Here is a 21987-nt window from a genome sequence, read left to right on the forward strand (position 1 = left end):
ATCAGCTTCGTTGTGCTCGGGTGGTGGCGGTGCCGAACCAGGTGGGTAGGTGGCCGAGCAGGTCCTGCTGGTTGTCGCCGACCCAGGCGATGTGGCCGTCGGGGCGTAGGAGCGCGGCGGGGACGTCGAGTTCGTCGCTGACGTCGATGATGTGGTCGACCCGGTCCGCCCAGCCGGTGACGGAGAGCTGTCCGGTCTGGTCGAGGAGCAGTCCGCGGCCGTGGTGCATCAGCGGGTAGAGGCGGCCGCGTTTGAGCGCGATGTCGCGCATCCGCCGGCCGAGCAGATGATGGCCGGCGCCGAAGTCGTAGCGGATCCCGATCGCGATGATTTTTTCGGTGAGGTGTCGGTTGACGTCGTCGAAGTCCATCAGTTCGACCAGGAGTCGGCGTACTGCCTGCGCGCCGGGGTCGAGGGACATCAGCTCCATCTGCGCACGGGTGTTGGTGAGGACGTCGGCGGCGACCGGGTGTCGTTCGGTGTGGTAGGTGTCCAGCAGTCCGGCCGGTGCCCAGCCGTTGATCGTGGCGGCGAGTTTCCAGCCGAGGTTGAACGCGTCCTGCACGCCGAGGTTGAGTCCCTGTCCTCCGGTCGGCGGGTGGATGTGCGCGGCGTCGCCGGCGAGCAGAACCCGGCCGGTGCGGTACCGCTCGGCCTGGCGGGTGGCGTCACCGAAGCGGGAGAGCCAGCGGGGTGAGTGTGCGCCGAAGTCGGTGCCGGCGAGTCTGCGTATCTGCTGTTTGAGTTCGTCGAGGGTGGGTGGGGTGCGGTCCTCGACGACCCCGTCGGCGGGTGCGATGAGGCGGTACAGCCCGTTTCCCAGCGGGCCGGCGCCGAACCGTTTGTGGGTTTCGCGGACCTTGGTCACTATGGCGTTGATCGTCTCCGGTGGGGCGGTCAGTTCCGCTTCGGCGAGGAGCGTCTGGTGTCGGGTGGGTTCGCCGGGGAAGGGGACGCCGAGCAGTTTGCGGACGGTGCTGCGGCCGCCGTCGCAGCCGACGAGGTAGCGGGCGTGGAGGTGTGTGCCGTCGGCCAGGTGTGCGGTGACCGTGTCGTCGTCTTGGTTGAGTCCGACCAGTTCGTGGCCGCGGCGGATGTCGGCGCCGAGTGCGGTGGCGTGTTCGGCGAGGAGGCGGTCGGTGGTGGGCTGTGGGATGCCGAGGACGTAGGGGTGTGCGGTGTCGAGCTGGTCGGGTGCGGGTTTGCTGATGCCGGCGAAGAAGCCACCGACCGGGTGTTGGGTGCCGAGGGCGAGGAACCGGTCGAGCAGGCCACGCTGGTCCATGATCTCGATGCTGCGGGCGTGGAGGCCGAGGGAGCGGACGACCGGGGTCGGCTCGGTGTCCTTCTCGAGGATCCGCACGTCGATGCCATGCAGTCGCAGTTCACTGGCGAGCATCAGGCCGGTCGGTCCGCCGCCCACCACTATCACATCAATCATGAATCCTCATTAACCGAGAGTGCCATTTCACCGAGGGTTCTGTTCGGCCAGTTTTTTGCGTGGTCCGGCCGCGCGGCTACGTACCCGCGGATGCTTCGCGCTCTCCTCGATTTCCGCAGGTCCTGGCTTCGACTGGAGATTCTGCAGCACGACCCGGGTCTTGCCGCAAGCCCCCCGGTGTGCTATATCTTAGAAGTGGCGAGGAGTGGGCGAACCTCCTTGCCTTCTGTCTTTCTTTGGCCGTTGTGAGTGGAGATTTTTCGCCACGGCGGCCAGGTGGCCGGTGCATGTGTTGCCGCGTCGGTGTGGGGTCGGCCTGTCCTGTTCGTCGTTGACGGTGTTGTCGATGCGGGCGGCTTCGTGGCAGTCGGTGCACCAGCGGTCGCGGTGTCCGAGGGTGGCCCCTGATCCCACAGGCTGTTCTGTCGGGCGTGGACGGGTCCGACGTCCGGGCGGAAACGTAGGAGCGCGCCGGCCTCGCCGTAGTTGGAGGTGACCACGACGGCGCCGGCCGGCTGGGCGTGCGCCACCGCGGCGACGGTGTCGGTGAAGGCGGGCCAGCCGACGGTTTCCCCCGCGTCGTAGTTCACCGCCGCGATCGGGGTGTCGTGCAGGACGGACACCGGCACGATCGGCAGGTAGTAGGGCTTCCCGCCGGTCGCCAGGAACAGGACGACCAGCACGGCGTAGGCGAGAGAGAACAGCCGCCACGGGGAGCGGGCGAGGCGGATCAGCCCGGTGATCCACACCGGGGCCAGGGGTGGGCCGAGGAGCAGGAACTGCATCGGGAGGAACTGCCAGCGTGGCTGGCTCGTCCCCGACGCTCCGGCGGCGATCGCGCGGCTGAGGGCGAGCTGCGGCCAGCCGTGGGTCGCCTGCCAGAGGAGGTTCGGTAGCCACGCCAGGGCGGCGATCGTGGTGGCGGCGCCCAGCCAGCGGGAACGCAGCACGTCGCGGGGCCCGCCGGCGAGGACGCCGATCAAGAGTGCGAACAGGTAGAAGGCGGGCAGGGTCTTGTTCTGCAGGGCGAGGCCGGTGACGGCGCCGGCGGCGAGCCACACCGGGCCGTCGTCGCGTAGACCGCGCAGGATCAGCCAGCTCAGCGCTGTCCAGCACAGCAGGTCGTGAGGTGGTGGCGAGGTGGCTGATCGCGGTCAGTGCGCCGCCGGCGGTCATGCAGACAGCGGCTGACAGCGAGCAGCAGCGCGACGACGGCGAGCGCGAGTGCTGCGAGTCCGCGCCACGCGGCGGCGGGGCGGGGTCGTTCGACGTGTGCTGCGGCACGCACCCGCTCATTGTGCGTGCCGCAAGCCTGTGATCGATGTCAGTGCGGGTTCAACGGGGGCTTTCCGGTGAGGTGGTGGGTGAGGAAGCGTTCGTCGCTGTCCATTTCGGCCCTGGGGAGGTCGACGTGCCGGCCGGGGTTGGCGTGCAGCGTCTTGTCCGGGGAGGCGATGGCGTCGAACAGGGCGAGGCCGGCCTCGCGGGGTACGAGTTCGTCGTCCCACTGGAGCAGAAACCGTACCGGGACGGTGAGGCGGGCTGCGGCGTCGGTGAGGGTGTCGCCGGTACGGGTGTCGCAGCCGACGAGGCCGAACACGGCGGCGGTGATTCTCGGTTCGGCGGCGACGAACGGCATGCCGATCCTGCTGCCCAGTGACACACCCCACAGTAGCCCACGGGGCCGGCCGCGCCGACGTCGTCGACGTTCTGGAGGGCGTCGAGGGTGGCCTGCCATTCGGGTACGGCCTGGGTGGCGCGGCGGGCGTTGTCCTGGGCGATCAGCGCGGCGACGGGCTCGCCGGCCGCCATCTGCTGCCGCAGCCGTGCGGTGAACTGCTCGTCGTGCGCGGTTTTCGGCCGGTCGCCGTGGCCCGGTGCGTCGATCGCCGTCACCGCGAAACCGTGGCGTGTCACGTAGCGGTGGGCGCGGGCGAGCAGGCCTGGGGCGGTCTTGTGCTGGCCGCCTCCGTGGCCGAGCAGGACCAGGGGACGGGGACCGTGGGCGTCGGCCGGGGTCCAGAGCGCGCCGGGGATCCCGCCGTGGGTGAACAGGCGCTCGGTGACGCCGTTGCTGATTGTCTGCGAGGTGAGACGCATGGTGGCGTTGCCTTCCGGGATGCGTGGGGATGCTCCCGGCGACCACCTCATGTCAGAGGCGGTGCCCCGCGGTGCGGACGAGGGGGAGCACCCGTGTGAGTGGAGCGGAAACGGGTCTCACCTCCTCAGGTCGCGGATCGACGTGGGCACAGTACCAGTTGATGGTCATCGCTTCCCTGGGAGTGGGGGGCCGGTGGGTGGGCCGGCCGCGCGGCACCGGGATGACAGCATCCCACTTGCGCTTGACGCCACCGTGGCGCCATTATGGCGTCATGGAGCTTGCATCGTATGTCGACAGTCTGCGTCGGGATCTTGCCGTCGCTGCGGAAGCGGGCGGGCCGGAGGCGCGGGCCCTGGCCGAGCGGCTCGCCGCCCCGCTGGAGTCGGCGGCCAGACTTGTCCTGCTGGAGGCGCTCGCGGCCGCCGCCGAGGAGATCAGCTGCGAGCTGGCGCCCGGCTCGGTCGACGTGCGGCTCCGCGGCAGTGACCCCGACTTCGTCGTGACATCACCATGGCCGGCCGAGGATGTCAGCGGTGACGTCACCGCTGACGTGCCCGCGGCGCCGCCCGGCGGCGGCATGGCGACAGAGGTGTCAGGAGACGGCGAGGGCCGCACGGCGCGGATCACGCTGCGCGTGCCGGAACATCTCAAGCCCCGTCTCGACGAGGCCGCCGCCCACGCGGGCATGTCAGTCAACACCTGGCTGGTGCAGGCGATCACCACCGCCCTCGACCCGACCGCCGCCACCCTCCGGCGCGCCGACCCGCCGCGCGGCCACCGCTATTGCGGCTGGGTCCGCTGACCGCAGCCCCCGCAGCACCATCCACCCCGTCCCCATCCACTCTTGAAGGAGACCTGCCATGGCAACGTTCGACACCCCGACCCCGATCCTCACCGTCCTCGACGTGGGCGCCGGCACCGTACGCATCGACGCCGAGGAACGCACGGACACCGTGGTGACGGTGCGCCCCCGCGACCCGGGCAGCGACCATGACACCCGGGCCGCCGAGCAGACCATCGTCGACCACGCTGACGGGCGGCTGGTGGTCCGCGGCCCGAACCGGACGGTGCGTTCCCTGTTCGGTGGCAGTGGCGCGGTGGTGGTGACGATCAGCCTGCCGGCCGGCTCCCGCGTCGAGGCCCGCACTGCGGCCGCTCTCACCACCAGCGGCCGGCTCGGGGACTGCCAGGTGCACGCCGCCGGCGGCGCGGTGACCGTCGAGCGGACCGGCGGCCTGCGGCTACGCACCTCGCACGCGGCGGTGTCGGTGGGGTGCGTGGACGGGGATGCCGATGTTGCCACCGCCCGCGGCCCGATCCGGGTCGGGCGGGTCGAGGGCGCCGCACGGATCCAGACCGCCCGCGGTGAGATCCATCTCGGAGAGGTCGCCGGTCCACTGACGGTCGCCAGCGGTGCCGGGCCGATCAGTGTCGAACGGGCCGGCGCCGGTGTGAACGCCCGCGCCGGCCGCGCCGCCATCTGTCTCGGGGAGGTCGCCCGCGGCACGGTCACGCTGGCCTCCGGCCACGGCCGGCTGGAGGTCGGGATCCGCGCGGGCACCGCCGCGCTGGTGGATCTGCTGTCCGGGCACGGCCGGGTCCGCAACGACCTGCACGCGACCGACGAGCCCGGCCCGGACGAGGAGACCGTCTCCGTGCGCGCCCGCACCGGCCACGGCGACATCGTGATCCGCCGGGCGACACCTGCCACGGAGAAGACCCTCACGTGAACGGCGAGCGGGGCTGTCGAGGCGACTGGACAGCCGGCATGGCCGGTCCCGCGTGCCAGGCCGCGAGCATCAGGACCAGGCCCCAGCCCTCGCTCGTCATCCGCACCTCGTCCTCGACGGACACCCTGTGGTACGCCCTACGTCGGTGCCTGGAAGCCGCCGATCTTCTGCTCGAGCAGTTCGGCCAGCCGCAGCGGGGTGCGGTCCTCGAACATCGGGCCGATGAGCTGCACTCCCACCGGCAGGCCCTCGGGGGACCGGCCCGCGGGTATCGCGGTGGCCGGCAGGCCCGGCATGGTGGCCAGGCCGGCCAAGACGAGCTGGTCGAAGTACGGGTACTCGACGCCGTCGATGTCGATCCGGCGTTCCAGCGGATTGGGGTTGTGGTCGTGACCGAACGCGGGAGTCGGCGTGATCGGACACACCACGACGTCGAACTCGGCGAACAGCTGCCGCCAGCCGTGGCGGTGGAGCTCGCGACGGTTGTTCGCCTCGATCCAGTCGCGGTGGCTGAACACCATGGCGCGCAGCCGCGCCGCGTCGAGACTCCGGTCGTCCGCGCTCAGCCCGGCGGCGCGGGTCCGCAGCTGCTCGTACGCCTCGACGGGAAAACGCGCGACGGAGCCCGAGAACAGCAACTGCGTGTAGAGCGTCGCGGCTTCGGTCAGATCGGGCAGCAGCGGAGTGTGCCGTTCGACGCGGGCTCCTCCGTCGACAAGCGCGTCGGCCACCTGGTGCACGCCCGCCCGCACAGCGGACCCGGTCGGAATGAGCGGGTGCTCGTCGAGGACCAAGACCCGGAAGTCGGCGAGGCGCTCGTGGCGCGCGGGCGGCAGCGCCACGTTGTGCGCCACGCCGAGCGTCAGCGGGTCCGGTCCGGCCATGACGTCGAGCAGGAGGGTGAGGTCGCGGGCAGTGCGCGCCATCGGACCGACGACGGCGAGGTCGAGGTCGGTCGGCAATGCCGGCGCGGGAGGCGCGACCATGCCGCGGCTCGCCGCCAGCCCGAGTGTCGGCTTGTGCGCGTAGACGCCGCAGAAATGCGCGGGGGTGCGCAGCGAACCGGCGATGTCGGAGGCGATGGACAGCGCGCCGAACCCGGACGCCAGGGCCGCCGCCGATCCACCGGAGGAGCCGCCCGGCGTGCGATCGTGATCCCACGGGTTGTTGGTGGTGCCGTAGATCTCGTTGAAGCTCTGGATATCTTGCAGCCCCAACGGCACGTTGGTCTTGCCGAGCACCACCGCGCCTGCGGCCTTGAGTCGCGACACCTGTACCGCGTCCTCGGCCGGCAGGTAGTTCGCGTGCTGCGGCATGCCCCAGGTCGTGGGCAGCCCGGCGATGTTGTAGGACTCTTTGACCGTCACCGGAATGCCGAGCAGCGGCCGGTCCTCGCCGCGGGCGCGCGCCTGGTCGGCGCCGCGCGCGGCGTCCCGCGCGCGGTCGAAGTCCGGCACGCAGATCGCGTTGATCACCTTGTCGTCCCGCTCGATACGGGCGATCGCCTCGTCGGTCAGCTCCGCCGAGGTCACGTCACCGGCACGCAACGCGGCCGCGAGCTCTTCGGCTGACTGAAAACTCCACTCCATGATTCCGACGCTACCGGCCCCTAAAATAGGTCATGAAATGCCGATTCGCGCAACAGGATAGATGTCTCAACTCATCATGTTGCTCTCCGGCCACAGACAATTCGCCCGACCGCTGGCCATGGCGACGCGCGGCGGCCTGGCACACCTACGGAGATGGTCACGACGGAGGCGCCCCAGCGCCCCGTGCGAGAACTTCCTTAACACCTTGCATCAAGCGGCGCGCTGGCGGGTGGCTTACAGCAGCCGTCTTTGCATGACATTGGCGATGACCGTGGTCACAACCTTGTCGACAGCTCCAGCGTCCGGTGGGGCGCCCTGCCGGCCCGCGAACAGCAGGTGTCCGGCCCCGATCAGCGAGAGCGCGAGCGAGTCGGCGTCGACGTCGGCCGCGATGCGGCCCAGTTCGCACTCGGCGGCGAGATATGAGGCGATCATGACGCTGGCCTCGGCCAAGACCGGGATGCCATGGGAGGACCTGGCCTTGCGCAGCCGGATGCGCAGCTCGTCCCTGCAGATGACGAGGCCGACGATCGCAACAGCAACCGAGTCGAACAGGTCCATCAGCGCGCCGGTGAGGTTGCCGGCGACGGTGCCAGTCCCGGCGGATTGACGCAGAGCGGCGGCCTGGGCCTCGATCCGGGCGACGCGGTCCTGCACGAGCTCAACGAGGAAAGCGTCAAAGTCAGCGAAGTGTCGGTGCAGGACTCCCTTGGCGACACCTGCCTCGGTGGTGACCGCCCGGCTGGTCAACGCGCTCGGCCCATCCCGCAGCAGGACGCGCTCGGCGGCGTCGAACAGCTGCTGGCGCGCGTCGCGGATGTGCACCCCTGTTGGCACCGCGCGTCCTCCGTACCTCGGTAACCCTCACCCGGCTACTTAGTGGGCACGCGCCCACTAAAGTGGGCGTGTGCCCACTCTATCGCAGGAGCCTCATCAACACCGACAGATGGCCGAGTCGTTCGGCGTGGACCCCGAACGCTACGACCGGGCCCGGCCCCGCTATCCCGACGCGCTGGTGGAGCGGATCGTCGCCACCAGCCCCGCCCTCGACGCCCTCGACGTCGGCTGCGGCACCGGCATAGCGGCCCGGCAGTTCCAGGCGGCCGGCTGTACGGTGCTCGGCGTCGACCCCGACGCGCGGATGGCCGAGTTTGCCCGGCGGACCGGGGTCGAGGTCGAGGTCGCCACATTCGAAGCGTGGGACCCGGCTGGCCGCGGGTTCGACGCGGTCGTCTCCGGGCAGGCATGGCACTGGGTGGACCCGGTCGCGGGCGCAGCCAAGGCGGCGCAGGTTCTGCGGCCCGGCGGCCGACTGGCGGTGTTCGGGCACGCGTTCGACGCCCCGCCCGAGGTACAGGAAGCGTTCACTGCCGTCTACCGGCGGGTGGCACCCGACTCGCCGTTGAACCTCCGGCCAACGGGCCGTGACCAGCCGACAAGGACCGCCGCGGACATCTACCAAGCGATGTTCGCCAAGGCCGCCGACGGCATCCGACAGGCAGGCGGGTTCGGCGAGCCGGAGCAGTGGCGATTCGACTGGGAGCAGTCCTACACCCGCGACGAGTGGCTGGACCATCTGCCCGCCACCGGCGCCCTCACCCAGCTCTCGCCGGACAAGCTGGCCGAAGTGCTGAACTGGGTCGGGGCCGCCATCGACAAGATCGGGGGCGGCTTCACCATGCCCTACACCACGCTGGCGGCCACCGCGGCGCGAACCGGCGCCGCCTGACCCAGCTTGCCGGTCTATCCCGCTGCGGACGGGACGCCGGCCCAGGCCAGCACGCCGAGTCAGAGACCACGGCTTGTCAGAAAAGGGTGTCGCGCACGCGCAGCGGCCGGTACCCGGTGGGGCCGAGCTGTGCGAGTTCGCCCTCGATTTCACCTCTGGCGCTCGGGCCTGTTTGCCGCCCGCGTGGATGAAGCAGTCCAGAAACCCGGTGCGCCTGTCCATCTCGATCAGCAGCGACACGACCGGGGCGAACAGCAGCATCTCGGTCAGCTCCGCCTTGAGCGCCACCGCCTCGGCTGGGACGTCCTCGGCGGACAGCGGGGAGATCACCAGGTCACCGTCGGCGTCCATCGGCCCGCTGGTCGGCCCACTTCTCAGGGGTGAGCAGGTGGGCGGCCGGGTCGGAGTAGCGGCGCGAGCCAGACACGAACACGTCGCCGGTACGTAGCCCGTCGCGTAACGCCAGCAAGGTGCACAGCTCCCAGTAGTGGCGGTAGGCGGTGACACTGTCCGCCTTCGCCGCGGTGTCGAGGTAGCCGCGCCAGCGGGCCGGGACGAAGCCGCTCGGCGCGTCATCCGGGACCTTGCGGGCCCCGGTGGCGTTCAACTCACGCAGGATGTCCACCGCTTTGAGCAGGTCGGCCGTGGCCGTGCCGCCGGCGAAGGTCACCGCGTCCAGTACCTGTGGGGTGAACTGCCGCAGGTACCCGTAGGAACCGTCCAGCGACGCGAGGTGCCCGTGGTCGCGTGGCAGCGGTGGCAACGCGGCGGCCTGCGCGGCACGCAGCCGCTCCCACCCCACCTTCTCCCCGCGGATCAGCCCGCCGACGTCCTCGTCCGGGATCGCCGGGTCGGCGACGATCGCCAAGACCGTGTCCAGCAGGGCCTGGCGCTCCTCGCCAGCCTTGCCGCGCTCGGCCAACTCGTCGCGCATCCTGTGCGCGGCCTTGGCTTCCCGCGCCGAGACGGCCTGGTCGAACAACTGCACGACCTCGTCCAGCACGTCGATCGCCGACTGCGCCAACAAGGTCAGCAGGATTGGGTACCGACGCTGCGGCTCGCGCCGCTGTAACGCCTGCGCCGTCAGCCGGCGGCCCACCGTGGCCAGGAACCTGCGCCGTTCCGCCGGCAGCACCGACAATCCAGGGTGTGCGCGCCCGATCTCAGGGTCGGTCACCAGCAGGCCGTCCAGCCCAACGCGACGCTCGCCGGTGAACTCGTGCGCCAGCCGGTCGAACGTCTCCTGCTGCGCGACCTCGCGGGCGTGCGCGACCCGCTTCACCACCGTCACCGGACCCGGCCGGATCACCTTCGCCGAGATCAGGTACTCGCACGCCAGCCGGAACAGCAACGTCGGCGCGTCGTGTTCCATCGCCCGCGCCAACAGAAACTCGTCCAGCTCCTTGAGGTCCAGCGTCGTCGGCACCCGCCACCCCAGATACTGCGCCACCAGCCGCAGATGATCCGTGCGCGTCTTGGCCCGCCGTCCGTACGAACCGATGACGTCCGGGTCGACGCCTAACCGCTCAGCCAGCCGTACCATCGCCGCCCGCGGCGCCGACGTCACGTCGTCCGGCACGAAGCCCAGCCGCGGCAACGTGCACAAGGCGACCGCAAGCCCCAGCCGGTCCGCTGGCCCTCGACCCCGGCCGGGATCGATGAACGCTCCCCGCCAGAACCCGAAGATCCCCTGGCCGGCCTCAGTAACAGCGGGACGGTGTGCTGAGGCCGGTGGGGCTGATGTGCGCTGTCTCGGTGCATCGGTCCGTGGACTCCTCTTGGTCTTGGACCACGCAGGGTGTCAACAAATGTGACATCAGCCCCGGCTCGCTGCTCCGTTCCTACTCGACCCCCAAATTGCGCCCCCTGCTACGGGGACCCCCCACCATGGGGGCATCCTCCCTCCGACAGAGGCCGCCACCATGCCATTACCTTCTGTAGCCGAAAAGCTTCGTGGGGTGGCAGGGCGTGTCGGTGTTCGGGGCGGCCGGTCGGCCTGTCCGCCGGCGTGGCGTCCGCCCACCCGGCCGCGCCCTACCTCTTGCATGTCCGGTCACTTCGCCTCGGCCGCCGGACGTGACTGAGGGTGAGGGAGGGAGCCGTCGAGGGGCCCCGGGACCCCGTCGAAGGCTTCACCTTCCGGCTCGTCAATATCCGCTGACCAGCATCGGCGTGCGGCGCGACTTTCACGAGTCCCGGTTCCCTCACCCCGCCGCTTTACATCCCGTTACCGACCCTCGAATGCCGTGGGGCCGCTCCCGCACGCCGGTCAACCCGATACGGAGAACTTCCTTCGACGTCTGGCACCATCGTGCTACCCTTCCCTCTGGAAAGAACAAGGGCGCGAAACAAAAGATTCATCATTATCGCGCGAGCGTCGTTCCGTTCACATTCCCACACTGCGCGGAGGAACCGTGAAGACGGTCAATGTTCTCGTTGTCGTCGACGTCGAGGGTGCGCTCGCCGGCTCGCTGGGCGACAATGTCTACCTCGTCGACACGAACAAGCACTTCGGCTCCAGCGGCGAGGGCCAGGAGGGGCTGAGCACCGCCTGTCGTGACGGGCAGCTCGTCGCCTGGAACGTCGTGCCCGTGTCGCCGTCGAACGACGTGCAGATCGCCGAGTTCACCGGCCAGATCATCAACGACGGCACCTGCGTGCCGAAGCTGGTCAGCACGCCGGACGGCGACTACTGGGAGGGCCGGGTCGAGGCCCGCGGAACGACCGGTTACCAGCAGTACTCGCTGGTTCTCACGATGGACGGCACCCGCGCCACCTTCGACCCGTGGCTCCTTATCAAGGAGTAGGAACCCGGTTTTGTCGACCGGTGAACACCTGGTTTCAGCCCCGGTGTTCCGTTCTGTGTGACCGCCGGTGTGGCCTGGCCGGGGGTCGAGGAGGATCGGAACGGAAATTGGCGCTAAGCGGCGACCGCTGACCGGGTCAGGTCTGGGCTGGTCTACGTTGATCGCTCGTGCCGGTGGAGTTCCTGAGTGATGAGCAGGTCGCGGCGTACGGGCGGTTCGCCGGGGAGCCTGAGCGGGCCGAGCTGGAGCGGTTCTTCTTCCTCGACGACGTCGACCGGGACCTGGTCGCCAAGCACCGCGGCGAGCACAACCGGCTGGGGTTCGCGGTCCGGCTGGAGACGGTGCGCTATCTCGGTACGTTCCTGACCGACCCACTGGATGTGCCGTGGGGCGTGGTCGATTACCTGGCCGCCCAAGGGAGTCCACCGAGATACGACGGAAAGGGGCAATGGCTCCGCGGGGGCCGGGCTACCGGGTTGGGTCGTCAGGCGGCGCCGGCCGCGATTCGGTCGAGTCTGGGCATCAGGTCTGATTGGGTCTGGCTGCCTGACCTGGTGAGTCTGGCCCCAGCACCCCCGGTCGCCAGGGGCTACAAACGCCCATTGCCCCTTTCTGTCGTATCTCGGTGGACCCCCATCTACGACTGCGGTCCTAGCCGACGGCGGGGGTCACGGGGGGCGGCAGGTCCGTCCATGCCCCCTGCCGGGGCCGTCGGCGGCGGGGACACGAGTGTGCCGGCGCGGCGCCGCGGACCACGGTGGGGGACCCGGCCACGGGCCGGAGCGTCGTACGGCCGTCCAGCCGCGCCGCCGGCAAGGACACCCGCCCCGATCACGACGGCCGCCAGGACGGCGGCGTCCTCGTCTGTGCGCAACGCGACCTCCCTCGCCTTACAAAGGCCGGTGGGCCGCTTTCAGGTTGCCCCGCTTCCCGAACTTGGCGACGATCACAGCCCGGATTCGGTCGGTGGGCTCCGCGCGTCCGGTTTCCCGGTTAGGGTCGGGTTTCGTGGATCGCTTCGCTCCGGAGCGTCATTGGGTCGGCTGGCACCGGCAGTACGACGTCGCGGGGTCGTCCCTGCGCCGGCGCCTCGCCCTCGTCCAGCGGCGCATCCGGCAGGCGCTGGACAGTCAGCCAGCGGGGGAGATCCGCGTGCTGAGCATGTGCGCCGGCCAGGGCCGTGACCTGCTCGGCGTGCTGGCCGACCATGCACGTCGCGACGACGTGCGGGCCCGGCTGGTCGAACTCGACCCTGAGCTTGCCGCTGACGCCGAGCACGCGGCGCGTTCGGCCGGACTGGACGGCGTGGAGGTCGTGGTCGGCGACGCTTCGGACTCCGGCGTGTACGAGGGCGTCGCCCCGGTGAACCTCGCTCTGGTCTGCGGAGTGTTCGGAAATCTCAGCGACGTCGACGTGCGACACACCATCGAGCAACTGCCCCGGCTGTGTCGGCCCACCGCGACCGTGATCTGGACCCGTCATCGCCGGTCACCCGATCTCACTCCCGCCGTACGCTCCTGGTTCGCCGACGCGGGGTTCGAGCAAGTGGGGTTCGACGTCGAGGACGGCTTTCTGATCGGTGTCGGAACGCATCGGCTGGTTGGACCGACGTTGCCGTACCGGCCGGACATTCGGCTGTTCGACTTCGTCGGGGACGGCGACGACGCCCACCGGTAGGAAGCACGCGCCCACATCGATGACACGCCAGGAACCTTCCCCGCAGGCCATTCACGAGCCGGCCGTTGATAGTCCGGTGGAGGCCCTGGTCTCCTAGGGGTCCCGGTAGTGACCGCCGAGGAATCGACGTCGGGCGTCGTGTGATCGGCTGGGTACGGTGGGGTGGTTCGTGGCGACGAGGGTGTTCTCGGGGCCGGTGATGGCTCGCCTGACGTCTCGTGCATGGGCGCGGTGGAGATGGTGAGGTCGCCCGGTGATCTGGCGCGCGGACGCTGGCGAGCTCCACGTAGCGGACCTCCAGCGCAGCAAGGCGTTCTTCGCGAAGCTCGGTTTCAACTTCAACCCGAGCTTCACCGACGAGACCGCCGCCTGCATGCTGGTCGGCGAACAGGCCAGCGTCATGCTGCTCAGCCACAAGAAGTTCGCGGAGTTCGCGAAGCTGCCGATGGCCGATCCCGCCACGCACACGCTGGCGCTCTACTGCTTCAGCGTGCCGTCCCGCGAGGAGGTCGACGCGGTCGCGCAGGCCGCGCTGGCCGCGGGCGGCGTCGAGGCGGATGGCCTGGAGGACTATGGCTTCATGTGCTCACGCAGCTTCTTCGACGGACCGGCCGGTATCGCCGATGGCCGGTAACCGATAGCTCCTGCTCGTCGCGGCGGTTGGTGGCGATGTCCCCGCCCTTGCCGAAGAAGATGACGCTGTTGGCGCGGTTCCAGGACTCGACGACGTTCAGGCCCTCGTTGATCTCGCGTTGCAGGTCCCGGTTGCGCAGGTAACGGGCTTTGATGCGGGGTAGCAGGTCGAAGCCGAGCAGGCGGGTGACGCCGAAGCCGATCTCGGACTGGCCGTGGGAGTCGACGTAGGTGCCCTCGACCTCCATCGCCGTGCCGTGGCGCATCGCACCTTCGACCATCGCGGCGACCTCGGACGCCGAGCAGCTGATCAGCTGGGAGCGGATCGCCATGCTCTTGCGCTCCACGTGCCAGTAGATCAGCACGCCGCGGCCGCCGTAGCGGGAGTGCCACTCGGTGAAGATGTTCTGGTCGAACGCGCCGAAGTGCGTCGAGTCGCTGGCCACCGCAGTGGAGCCGGCACCCCAGACCTGCTGCGCCCGGACGGCGAAGGTGGCGTTGGCGATCTCGACGGCGACCGTCCGGGCGAGCTCGGCGGTCAGGTAGCGACGGCGCACGTAGCGGATGTCGTCCTCACTGTGACCGTGCTGGGCGGACCCGGCGACCGCGCGGATGCCGGTGTTGGTCCCGTAGGCGTAGATCGCCAGCATCAGCCGCTCCGCGAGCACCTCAGGGGCCAGGTCACCGCGGCCGGCCGCCGTGGACGCGGCCGCGAGGCAGCCGGTCCGCAGCACTGCCTCCTTGAGCATGTCGATCAGCGGGACGGCGCCCCACCTGGTCCGCTCCGCGTCGGCCACCGAGCACTCCCGGAAGCCCAGGTGCTCACAGATCTGCACCCGGTGGTACTTGATCGTGCGGCCGGTCCACTCGTAGAAGCCCATGTCACCCGGCTCCACTGAACGGCAGCGGCTGCCGATCGGCCGGCCGTACGTGACCGTGGCGATCGACGTGGCCAGCCTGTGCGTGGTCGGACTGGCCGTGACGCTGGAGGCGCCGTCGGCGACGTCGGTCGGGCTGTGCCTGGCGCACCTGGTCGCTGACAAGCGGGCCTGGCTGGCGTTGGCGGTGGCCTGACCACGGCGAGGTCCACGAAACGCTCGGCCGCACCCGGCCGGCGTGTGGGAGCAGCAGGCGGCCGTCGCCCGGTTGCGCTAGCTCGGCCGTGGTCGAACCTGCCGACCTGTCGCACCTGCACGAAGCGGCGCGGCGGACCACGCGCCTGCCGGGTGAGGAGCAGCTGTCATACGTGCGGGCGGACTCGGCTACCCCCGGGCCACTGAGACCCTTCAGCGGCTGGAGACGCTGCTGGTGTGGCCAGCCAAGCAGTGGATGCCGAACCCGTTGCCGATCGGGCCGACGAACAACGGCACGTCGATGATCATTGAGAAGTTCCAGCGTACCCACCCGCCGATCTCCCACCCGGATCGGGAGGGGCACCATCGGCGAGCTGGCCCACCTGCTCACCGACGCCGCGGTCGCGGCGATCGAGTCCGGCGAGGAGGCGATCAACCAGCGCACCGCGTCACTCGCCGACCACCTCGCGCCCGTGCTCGACCGGATCCCGTCCCGGACATTCAGCGCCCCAGAGAAGGGCGGGCACGGACAGACGCAGGCCGGCCCCGCTCAGTCTCGCGGCGCACCAGGTGGGCGACGGCGAGAGCGAGCACGCAAGTGAACAGGTGGACCCGGATCGTGTGGCCGGTGAAGTGGCGGATCGGGGCGAAGGAGACGACGTGCGGGTCCTTGGCCTGGCGGAACCCGGCCTCCAGGTCCTCCTTGGACCGGTAGGCGTCGATCACCGTCTCGACGGGCCAGTCGTCGTGGTCGGTGACCAGGATCCGCTTACCGAAAACCTCCTCTTCCAGGGCGTCGTGCGCGGCCTGGTCATGGGTCCAGACCAGACGGAACGTCGCCGGACTGTCACCGGTCAGCTCGGCGCGCAGCACGCGGGCGACCCAGCGGGGCCCGAGGATGCCCCGGATGTCGGCCTCGACCGCGGCCTTCTGCCTGCGGGTGCCGCCGCGAGCGAGCCGGTCGGCGAGCTCGTGCGACCAGCCCAGCGGCGTAGATGAGCAGACTCATCCCGCTCGCCGTTTGTGTCTCGCTCGCCGGTTCAGGAGCGAAGCGGCCCCGTGAGGGCGGCAGTCGCCCCGCACGGCCGTGTTCGCACCGACCAGCCCTGCTGGACCGCGACCACACCGAGCAGGACCGTGACCGAGCCCGAGAACCATATGGACCCACAGCAGGGTCGACGTGACCGCAAGGCCCGCGATGGTCACCAGCATCATCCGTCGCCGGTCGACCACGTCGGCGACAGTTACGTATCGGAGTTCCGTTGCACGGACTACGAAAAGTGAAACGTAAGTGTCCGCATCGGCGCGGCATGTGACGGCCGCTCCCCCGAATCCTGACGCCCGAGAAGCTTCCCTTCTCGGGCGTCAGGATTCGGGGGAGCGCCTCGGGGCCCGGAGGCATGCCCTGGTCAACCGAGGACACCGGGTGGCCTGGTGTCACGAGGCCATGAAACGCAATGAAACGGAACGACGGAACCGAGTCGGCGCGAGCAGCCATCGACCCGTGATGCTCCGACGGATACGGCTCGATGCGGTCGCCGGGTCCGCCCGCGGTGAAGGCGCTGGAAGCAGACGGATGGCTGTTCTGGCCGGATGATCCGTGCCGGCACTACCGGCTCTGGTTCCTGCGTCCGCGACCCGACGCCCGCACCCACCATCTGCAGGTGGTCGAGCCCGGCCACCCCCACGCCACGGTGCTGCTCGCGTTCCGAGACGCGCTGCGCGCCGACCCCGGGCTGCGTCAGGACTATGCGGATCTGAAGAAGCACCTCGCCGGGGAGCACCGCGACAATCGCAACGCCTACACCAACGCCAAGAGCGACTTCGTCGACCAGGTCCTGCGCAGCACCGGGATCCAGCCGCTGCCACGCGACCTCCTGCCCGAGTAGAACCCTGCCCTGCCAGTCACCACGAGTGAGGACAAGTCGAGCCTGAGCGCCGAACCCGCGACAATCGTGGCGACCAGGCGCGAGGCCCACTACGTCCTGGACGAGATCCTGGGCAATGCCACCGACATACCGATCACCGAACACGCCACGGACACCCACGGCGTGACCCTGGTCAACTTCGGCCTCTTCGACCTGCTGGGGTTGCAGCTCTCACCCCGCATCCGGGACCTGGGGAAGATCACGCTCTGCCGGACAGGCTCGAAACCCGAGGCGGAGGCGGCCTTCCCCCTCGCGGGGCCGCTGCTGACCCGGCGCGCCAACCTCGACCTGATCGCCGAGCACTACGACGACCTGCTCCGCGTGGCCGGGTCGCTGAAGTTCGGCCACGCCACCGCGTCACTGCTCGTCGGGAAGCTCTCAGCCTCCGGCCGGCAGAACGCCCTGGCCGCGGCGCTCAAGGAATACGGGGCTCTCCGACGCACGATCTACGCCGCCCGCTACCTGTCTGAAGACGAGCCTTCAGGGCCTGCGGCCGTGGAAGGTGCGTCGCAGGTCGCTCACCCAGGCGTCGGGATTCTCCCAGGGGATGAAGTGGCCGCCGTGGTCGTGGGCGTTGACGTTGACGTGGTTGAACCAGTCGGCCTGCGGGCCGGTCTTGAACGCCTGGACACGCTCGTCTGCGGTGTGGATGCCGGGCGGGTTCTCGTAGGTGACGAAGGTGAGGCCGACCGGGGCCTGCACGACCGGGGTGCGGTCGTGGGCAGGAGCCCAGGGGTAGCGGTTGGCGTTGGTGTAGTAACGCATCGACGTGGCGATGGAGTTGTTCACCCAGTAGATCGTGGCGTGGGTGAGCAGGTCGTCCTTGGTGAAGACGGACTCGACGTCGCCGCCGTTGTCGCTCCAGGCGTTCCAGCGTTCCAGCAGCCAGGCGAGCAGTCCGGCGGGTGAGTCGCTCAGCCCGTGGGCCAGGGTGGCGCCGTCGAGCATGTGCACGGCGAGGTGGGACGCCGAGCGGTGGTCCAGCTCGATGATCCGGGCGCGGACGTCGGCGGGCTGGTCGTCGGTGAGGGGCCGGTTCCGGGCGAAGTCCCAGGCGCGGGGACCGGTGAAGAAGTCGAGCGGCAGCCCGGAGCCGATGTGGATGCCGTACAGCTCGTCGGCGTACTTGTGGCCGAGCTGGCTGGAGACGATCCCGCCGATGTCGCAGCCCCCGGCGGCGTACTTCTCGTATCCCAGGGTCTCGGTCATCAGGGTGTGCCAGAGGTCGGAGACCTTCCAGAAGTTGACGTCGGAAAAGCTGGTGAGCGGGCCAGGGAAACCGAAGCCGGGCAGGGACGGCACGAGGACGTCGAACGCGTCGGTGGGGTCACCGCCGAACGTGGCCGGGTCGGCGAGCGGGTCGATCACCTTCGACCAGTGCCAGAACGTCCACGGCCAGCCGTGGGTGAGGATCAACGGAATCGGGCGGGGGCCGCGGCCGGGCCTGCGCATGAAGTGCACCGGGACACCGGCGACGCTCACCTGGTAGTGCTCGTAGGCGTTGATGGCGGCCTCGGCCTTGCGCCAGTCGTAGCCGTCCCGCCAGTAGACGACCAGCTCACGCAGATAGCTGCCCGGGACGCCGTAGGACCAGTCCTCATTCCCCTCGTCCAGCGGCGGACGGGTCAGGGTGAGACGGGCGCGCAGGTCATCGAGGACGTCGTCGGACACATGGATCGGGGCGGGCTCCAGGGGGAAGGCATGCAGGGGGGTCATGGCGTGATTCTCCTATCGGACGCGACTCTGTCGAACTGACCGCGCTCGCCGACCACCTCACCGCGCACGGCATCGCTTTGGAGATGCTCGCCGGGCCGTTGACCGGGATCTACGACCCGTCTGGCAGGCGGCCGGGTGCTGTTCGCGTTCTTCGCCGCGATGGCCGAGACCGAACGCGAGAACATCCGCGAGGCCACCCTCGAAGGCCTGAACGCCGCCGCTCGCAAGGGCCACCACGGCGGCCGCCCACCGGTGATCAGTGATCCATGAAACCCGACCATAGCCGGGGAACCGGGCGCGCGGGGCCCGCCGGGGGATCGGTGCGATCAGTCCGGTCGGCGGGCCGTGTCGGTCGCTCTGAGACCGTCGAGGGTGAGAGTCAGCAGCCGGTCGACGGTGACACCGTCGGGGACGGCTGCCGAGGTCTGCTCGCATGCCCAGGCGAGGGCGCTGACCAGGGTGAACAGTTCGAGGGCGGCCAGGTCGGAGCGGATTTCCCCGGCGCGCTGCGCCCCGGCGAGCAGGGTCGAGCCTGCCGTGCGCATGGCCGCGCAGGCGGCGTGCAGCTCGGTCGAGGTGTCGCGCAGGGTCTGCATCAGCGTGGCGGTGAGCCCCCGGTAGGCGCTGGTGAACTCGACGAACTCCCCGAGCCAGACGGTCAGCGCGGTGCCGGGGGCCGTGGTGGCCGCGAGTTCGTCGGCTCGCGCGGTGAGGCGGTCGAACCGGTCGTGCAGGACGGCTTCGAGCAGGGCGTCCCGGGACGGGAAATGGCGGTAGAACGTGCCGGTCCCGACGCAGGCCCGCCGGGCGATGTCTTCCAGGGACGCCCCGGTGCCGTGTTCGGCGAAGGCGAGGCGTGCCTGTGCCAGCAGCCGCTCGTAGTTGGCCCGGGCGTCGGCACGCAGGGGCCGCGCCCTGGTCGCACCGCTCACCGCTGATCCCTCCCCCGTCTGAGGACCGGAGGCTACCTCCACCCCGCACACACATGCGGAGGCAGCCTCCTGTTACGGTGGCGTCCACCTACAGGAGGCCGCCTCCGGTTTGGTCGGGGGTGGCGGAGGGGAGCAGTGGTGGCGGTAGCGGAGACCCGGCGGCGGCTGGGCAGGTTCGGGGTGTGGGTGGCCCCGTTCTCCTTGCTCGAGACGTCGGTGGCGGTGCAGCGCAGACAGTTCGCCCGGATCGAACATCTCGGGTACGGCTCCCTGTGGAGTGGGGAGACGCCGCCGGGTGCGCCGGTCGGGGGCCGGGAGGTGTTCACCCAGCACGGGTTGATGCTCGCCGCGACCGAGCGGATCGTCGTCGGTACGGGCATCGCGAACATCAGCACCCGCACGGCGGGCGCGATGCACACCGGTGCCGCGACGCTGGCCGAGGCGTATCCCGGCCGGTTCGTGCTCGGTCTGGGCGGCCAGTCCGGTGACCGGCCCCTCACCCGTCTACGGGAGTATCTCGACGCGATGGACCACGCCGCGCGGGCGCTGGCGCAGCTGCCGGCTCCGGCCTATCCGCGTGTTCTCGCCGCGCTCGGGCCACGCGCCCACGGGCTGGCTTCCGATCGCGCCGACGGCGTGCACCCGTTCCTGCAACCGGTGGCGCACACGGCGGCGGCCAGGGCGGCCGTGGGCCCGGACCGTCTGGTGATCCCCCACCAGGCCGTCGTACTCGAAACGGACGCGGACGCGGCCCGGGCGCGGCTGCGGGCGATTTTCGCTCTGGGGGTGGGCGCCTCGGCCTCGCCTTACACCGCGCACTACCGGCGGCTCGGCTACAGCGAGGCGGACCTGGCCGGGCAGCGCAGTGACCGGCTGGTCGACGACGTCCTGGCCTGGGGCGACGAGGCTGCTGTCGCGGCCCGGCTGATCGCGCATCTCGACGCCGGTGCCGATCATGTGCTTGTGCACCCGTTCGCGGCGGACCTTCCCGCGGCGGTCGACCAGCTCGAACGGCTCGCTCCCCTGTTGCGCGACGCAGCCTGACGGACCGCGGACCCGATGGCGCACGGACGCGGATCGCCATCGCGACGTGCGGGTGATCTACGCCTTCGACGGCAGGGGACACCGGTCCGTTCCCGTCCTGTCGGTGGAACCGGGCCGGGAACGGATGGCTGGTCAGCGGAAATGGTTGGCGTGGGCGTGCGGGCCGCGGCCAGGATTGCACGGTGATCGAGGACTTTCCCGACGGTAGCGGCTTTCCCGACAGTCTGCGGTTGCGCTCTCCCACCGCGGATGACCAGCGGCGTGTGCTGGCCGTGTTGGACCTCTGGTGGGCGGGTTTCGGGGGGGGCGCCGGGTCGCGGGAACGCAGCCTGCTGCTCCCCCGGTTGTTCTTCCAGCATTTCACCGACAGCAGTTCCGTGGTGGAACGGCCGGACGGTGCGCTGGTGGCGTTCCTGATCGGTTTCCTGTCCCAGTCGCAGCCTGAAGTCGCCTACATTCATTTCGTCGGGGTTGATCCGGCGTTGCGCCGCCGCGGTGTCGGGGCGTTCCTCTACCGGCGGTTCTTCACGCTGGCGGCCGCGCGGGGCCGTTCCCGGGTGCGGTGTGTGACCAGCCCGGGTAACGCGGCGTCGGTGGCGTTCCACACCGGTCTCGGGTTCCAGGTCGACCCCGGCGACGCCGCGACGGCCGACGGTGTCTCCGTCCAACAGGACTACGACGGGCCGGGACTGCCTCGTGTCACGTTCACCCGGATCCTCACCGGCCCGCAGGAGGAGCGGTGAGAGGCCCAGGTGGAAGCAGTGAGCGCTGCGGGCGGGGTGCCCGCCTCGGTCGGGGGTGTGTGGTCAGTGGGGGCGGTCGGTGAGTAGGCGGGTCAGCAGGGCGGTGAACTGGTGGCGGTCGGCGGGGGGCAGGCCGGCGAGCAGATCGTCGCCGATCGCGGCGGTGACGGCGTCGAGGTGGTGCAGGTGGGTGGTGCCCTCGTCGGTGAGGGTGATGACGGTGCGGCGCCGGTCGGTGCTGTCGGGGGTGCGTTCGACCAGGCCGCGGGTGCGCAGGTCGGTGAGGAGTCCGGCGGTGTCGGCGCGGTCGAGGGCGGCGCGGCGGGCGAGGGTGGCCTGGCTGGCCGGGCCGAACTCGTCGAGGGCGGCGAGCAGCGCGTAGTGGGCGGGGTGGGCGCCGAGCGCGGTGAAGGCGTGGGAGCTGCGCCGCTGCGCGTGTTTGGCGAGCTGCGCGATCAGCCAGTGGGTGGCGTGTCGCAACCGGGCGGGCGCGGCGTCGGGTGACGTCGAGGCCATGCCGGAAAGCCTAGCCACGGCGTTGGGGGACGGCGGCTGGTTGTGAGGGTGGGTGGTGGCGCACCGGTTCGGGTGGGCCGGCAGGTGCGCGGCCTCGGCCGGCAGCTCGCCGGCCCGCGGTGCCGAGGAGTGGGGCTGTCGGGGGCGGTCGCCGGCTCTGCGGTGGGGTCGCGGTGGGAAGGGCCGGTGGTGCTGCTCATCGTGGTCGCGGTGCTGCTGGTGGTGGTTGTGGCGGGGTGGGTGCGGGCCGATCGGGCGGCGGCGCACACTCGCCCGGGCGGGGACGGGTTCCTTCACCACCCCCTATGATCATCTGCAGGTGGGGGAC

21 protein-coding genes and 6 pseudogenes are annotated in these 21987 nt (G+C 70.3%); 15 read left to right on the forward strand and 12 right to left on the reverse strand.

Features of this window, described 5'->3' with window-relative positions; genetic code table 11:
- Position 1: 1 nt before the first annotated feature.
- Together rox and FRANEAN1_RS20055 are read right to left on the reverse strand one after the other, a co-directional pair.
- Positions 2-1441: a rifampin monooxygenase gene (rox, locus tag FRANEAN1_RS20050; RefSeq protein WP_020461655.1), complete on the reverse strand. Its 1440-nt coding sequence runs from the start codon at positions 1439-1441 to the stop codon at positions 2-4.
- Between the two features lie 182 nt (positions 1442-1623).
- Positions 1624-2502, reverse strand: a complete 879-nt coding sequence (locus FRANEAN1_RS20055; RefSeq protein WP_020461656.1) for a hypothetical protein — start codon at positions 2500-2502, stop codon at positions 1624-1626.
- 71 nt (positions 2503-2573) lie between these two features.
- On the opposite strand from FRANEAN1_RS20055, the gene FRANEAN1_RS20060 reads away from it, so the two are divergent.
- Positions 2574-2759, forward strand: a complete 186-nt coding sequence (locus tag FRANEAN1_RS20060; protein WP_198145338.1) for a hypothetical protein — start codon at positions 2574-2576, stop codon at positions 2757-2759.
- A gap of 6 nt (positions 2760-2765) precedes the next feature.
- Here FRANEAN1_RS20060 and FRANEAN1_RS20065 read toward each other — a convergent pair.
- Positions 2766-3541 (reverse strand): annotated as a pseudogene (locus tag FRANEAN1_RS20065) (alpha/beta hydrolase).
- Positions 3542-3813: 272 nt separating this feature from the next.
- On the opposite strand from FRANEAN1_RS20065, the gene FRANEAN1_RS20070 reads away from it, so the two are divergent.
- The gene (locus FRANEAN1_RS20070) at positions 3814-4344 is read left to right on the forward strand and encodes a toxin-antitoxin system HicB family antitoxin (RefSeq protein ID WP_041254440.1); all 531 of its coding nucleotides are present in this window, start codon (positions 3814-3816) and stop codon (positions 4342-4344) included.
- Between the two features lie 58 nt (positions 4345-4402).
- A complete protein-coding gene (locus FRANEAN1_RS20075) occupies positions 4403-5272 on the forward strand; it encodes a hypothetical protein (protein WP_020461659.1) in 870 nt (289 codons plus the stop codon).
- On the opposite strand, the gene FRANEAN1_RS43735 is transcribed toward FRANEAN1_RS20075, so the two are convergent.
- The 3 genes from FRANEAN1_RS43735 to FRANEAN1_RS20085 form a co-directional block, all read right to left on the reverse strand.
- Complete coding sequence (locus FRANEAN1_RS43735) at positions 5265-5396, reverse strand: hypothetical protein (RefSeq protein WP_347176681.1); 132 nt, start codon at positions 5394-5396, stop codon at positions 5265-5267. The genes FRANEAN1_RS20075 and FRANEAN1_RS43735 overlap by 8 nt on opposite strands.
- A 13-nt stretch (positions 5397-5409) precedes the next feature.
- Complete coding sequence (locus tag FRANEAN1_RS20080; protein WP_020461660.1) at positions 5410-6861, reverse strand: amidase; 1452 nt, start codon at positions 6859-6861, stop codon at positions 5410-5412.
- 234 nt (positions 6862-7095) lie between these two features.
- Positions 7096-7698 (reverse strand): TetR/AcrR family transcriptional regulator, encoded by a 603-nt coding sequence (locus tag FRANEAN1_RS20085; protein WP_020461661.1) that lies wholly within the window; start codon positions 7696-7698, stop codon positions 7096-7098.
- A 109-nt stretch (positions 7699-7807) separates the two neighbouring features.
- On the opposite strand from FRANEAN1_RS20085, the gene FRANEAN1_RS20090 reads away from it, so the two are divergent.
- The gene (locus FRANEAN1_RS20090; protein WP_049795706.1) at positions 7808-8590 is read left to right on the forward strand and encodes a class I SAM-dependent methyltransferase; all 783 of its coding nucleotides are present in this window, start codon (positions 7808-7810) and stop codon (positions 8588-8590) included.
- Positions 8591-8737: 147 nt separating this feature from the next.
- Here FRANEAN1_RS20090 and FRANEAN1_RS20095 read toward each other — a convergent pair.
- Positions 8738-10256 (reverse strand): annotated as a pseudogene (locus tag FRANEAN1_RS20095) (DUF4158 domain-containing protein); the annotation flags it as partial.
- 748 nt (positions 10257-11004) lie between these two features.
- On the opposite strand from FRANEAN1_RS20095, the gene FRANEAN1_RS20100 reads away from it, so the two are divergent.
- The 4 genes and pseudogenes from FRANEAN1_RS20100 (at position 11005) to FRANEAN1_RS20115 (ending at position 13708) form a co-directional block, all read left to right on the forward strand.
- On the forward strand, positions 11005-11397 hold the full coding sequence (locus FRANEAN1_RS20100; protein ID WP_018501424.1) for a hypothetical protein: 393 nt from the start codon (positions 11005-11007) through the stop codon (positions 11395-11397).
- A gap of 167 nt (positions 11398-11564) precedes the next feature.
- A pseudogene (locus FRANEAN1_RS43740) lies at positions 11565-11813 on the forward strand (DUF4158 domain-containing protein); the annotation flags it as partial.
- A 592-nt stretch (positions 11814-12405) separates the two neighbouring features.
- Positions 12406-13074: a class I SAM-dependent methyltransferase family protein gene (locus FRANEAN1_RS20110; RefSeq protein WP_020461665.1), complete on the forward strand. Its 669-nt coding sequence runs from the start codon at positions 12406-12408 to the stop codon at positions 13072-13074.
- 253 nt (positions 13075-13327) lie between these two features.
- Positions 13328-13708 carry a VOC family protein gene (locus FRANEAN1_RS20115; RefSeq protein ID WP_020461666.1) on the forward strand — a complete coding sequence of 127 codons (381 nt, stop codon included), beginning with the start codon at positions 13328-13330 and terminating at the stop codon, positions 13706-13708.
- Here the strand turns inward: FRANEAN1_RS20115 and FRANEAN1_RS20120 are convergent.
- Positions 13653-14588 (reverse strand): Tn3 family transposase, encoded by a 936-nt coding sequence (locus FRANEAN1_RS20120; protein ID WP_049795707.1) that lies wholly within the window; start codon positions 14586-14588, stop codon positions 13653-13655. The genes FRANEAN1_RS20115 and FRANEAN1_RS20120 overlap by 56 nt on opposite strands.
- Between FRANEAN1_RS20120 and FRANEAN1_RS20125 the strand changes: the two genes are divergently transcribed.
- Entirely contained in the window at positions 14587-14781 is a 195-nt protein-coding gene (locus FRANEAN1_RS20125) for a hypothetical protein (RefSeq protein WP_041254448.1), read from the forward strand. The genes FRANEAN1_RS20120 and FRANEAN1_RS20125 overlap by 2 nt on opposite strands.
- An 88-nt stretch (positions 14782-14869) precedes the next feature.
- Positions 14870-15138: pseudogene (locus FRANEAN1_RS43745) on the forward strand (TniB family NTP-binding protein); the annotation flags it as partial.
- Positions 15139-15281: 143 nt separating this feature from the next.
- Here FRANEAN1_RS43745 and FRANEAN1_RS43750 read toward each other — a convergent pair.
- Positions 15282-15653, reverse strand: coding sequence for a hypothetical protein (locus FRANEAN1_RS43750; protein ID WP_020461668.1), 372 nt, complete (start codon positions 15651-15653; stop codon positions 15282-15284).
- Between the two features lie 656 nt (positions 15654-16309).
- On the opposite strand from FRANEAN1_RS43750, the gene FRANEAN1_RS20135 reads away from it, so the two are divergent.
- Positions 16310-16669: a GrpB family protein gene (locus FRANEAN1_RS20135; RefSeq protein WP_049795708.1), complete on the forward strand. Its 360-nt coding sequence runs from the start codon at positions 16310-16312 to the stop codon at positions 16667-16669.
- A gap of 63 nt (positions 16670-16732) precedes the next feature.
- Positions 16733-17179: pseudogene (locus tag FRANEAN1_RS39245) on the forward strand (Tn3 family transposase); the annotation flags it as partial.
- 9 nt (positions 17180-17188) lie between these two features.
- Here the strand turns inward: FRANEAN1_RS39245 and FRANEAN1_RS20145 are convergent.
- Positions 17189-18424 (reverse strand): epoxide hydrolase, encoded by a 1236-nt coding sequence (locus tag FRANEAN1_RS20145; protein WP_020461670.1) that lies wholly within the window; start codon positions 18422-18424, stop codon positions 17189-17191.
- A 14-nt stretch (positions 18425-18438) separates the two neighbouring features.
- Here FRANEAN1_RS20145 and FRANEAN1_RS43755 point away from each other — a divergent pair.
- A pseudogene (locus tag FRANEAN1_RS43755) lies at positions 18439-18688 on the forward strand (recombinase family protein); the annotation flags it as partial.
- Positions 18689-18750: 62 nt separating this feature from the next.
- Here the strand turns inward: FRANEAN1_RS43755 and FRANEAN1_RS20150 are convergent.
- Positions 18751-19356 carry a TetR/AcrR family transcriptional regulator gene (locus FRANEAN1_RS20150; RefSeq protein ID WP_020461671.1) on the reverse strand — a complete coding sequence of 202 codons (606 nt, stop codon included), beginning with the start codon at positions 19354-19356 and terminating at the stop codon, positions 18751-18753.
- Positions 19357-19491: 135 nt separating this feature from the next.
- On the opposite strand from FRANEAN1_RS20150, the gene FRANEAN1_RS20155 reads away from it, so the two are divergent.
- A complete protein-coding gene (locus FRANEAN1_RS20155) occupies positions 19492-20400 on the forward strand; it encodes a TIGR03620 family F420-dependent LLM class oxidoreductase (protein WP_157472722.1) in 909 nt (302 codons plus the stop codon).
- A gap of 182 nt (positions 20401-20582) precedes the next feature.
- Entirely contained in the window at positions 20583-21143 is a 561-nt protein-coding gene (locus FRANEAN1_RS20160; protein ID WP_020461673.1) for a GNAT family N-acetyltransferase, read from the forward strand.
- A 63-nt stretch (positions 21144-21206) separates the two neighbouring features.
- Here the strand turns inward: FRANEAN1_RS20160 and FRANEAN1_RS43760 are convergent, their stop codons facing one another.
- On the reverse strand, positions 21207-21959 hold the full coding sequence (locus tag FRANEAN1_RS43760) for a MarR family winged helix-turn-helix transcriptional regulator (protein ID WP_347176682.1): 753 nt from the start codon (positions 21957-21959) through the stop codon (positions 21207-21209).
- Between the last annotated feature and the right edge of the window lie 28 nt (positions 21960-21987).

Source organism: Parafrankia sp. EAN1pec (assembly GCF_000018005.1).
Classification (GTDB): Bacteria; Actinomycetota; Actinomycetes; order Frankiales; family Frankiaceae; genus Parafrankia; species Parafrankia soli.

Coding starts and splice junctions, on each gene's coding strand:
- FRANEAN1_RS20070 (WP_041254440.1), top strand. CDS start 3,814: ATGGAGCTTGCATCGTATGTCGACAGTCTGCGTCGGGATCTTGCCGTC.
- FRANEAN1_RS20090 (WP_049795706.1), top strand. CDS start 7,808: ATGGCCGAGTCGTTCGGCGTGGACCCCGAACGCTACGACCGGGCCCGG.
- rox (WP_020461655.1), bottom strand. CDS start 1,441: ATGATTGATGTGATAGTGGTGGGCGGCGGACCGACCGGCCTGATGCTC.
- FRANEAN1_RS20080 (WP_020461660.1), bottom strand. CDS start 6,861: ATGGAGTGGAGTTTTCAGTCAGCCGAAGAGCTCGCGGCCGCGTTGCGT.
- FRANEAN1_RS20125 (WP_041254448.1), top strand. CDS start 14,587: ATGTCACCCGGCTCCACTGAACGGCAGCGGCTGCCGATCGGCCGGCCG.
- FRANEAN1_RS20145 (WP_020461670.1), bottom strand. CDS start 18,424: ATGACCCCCCTGCATGCCTTCCCCCTGGAGCCCGCCCCGATCCATGTG.
- FRANEAN1_RS20120 (WP_049795707.1), bottom strand. CDS start 14,588: ATGGGCTTCTACGAGTGGACCGGCCGCACGATCAAGTACCACCGGGTG.
- FRANEAN1_RS20135 (WP_049795708.1), top strand. CDS start 16,310: ATGCGGTCGCCGGGTCCGCCCGCGGTGAAGGCGCTGGAAGCAGACGGA.
- FRANEAN1_RS20075 (WP_020461659.1), top strand. CDS start 4,403: ATGGCAACGTTCGACACCCCGACCCCGATCCTCACCGTCCTCGACGTG.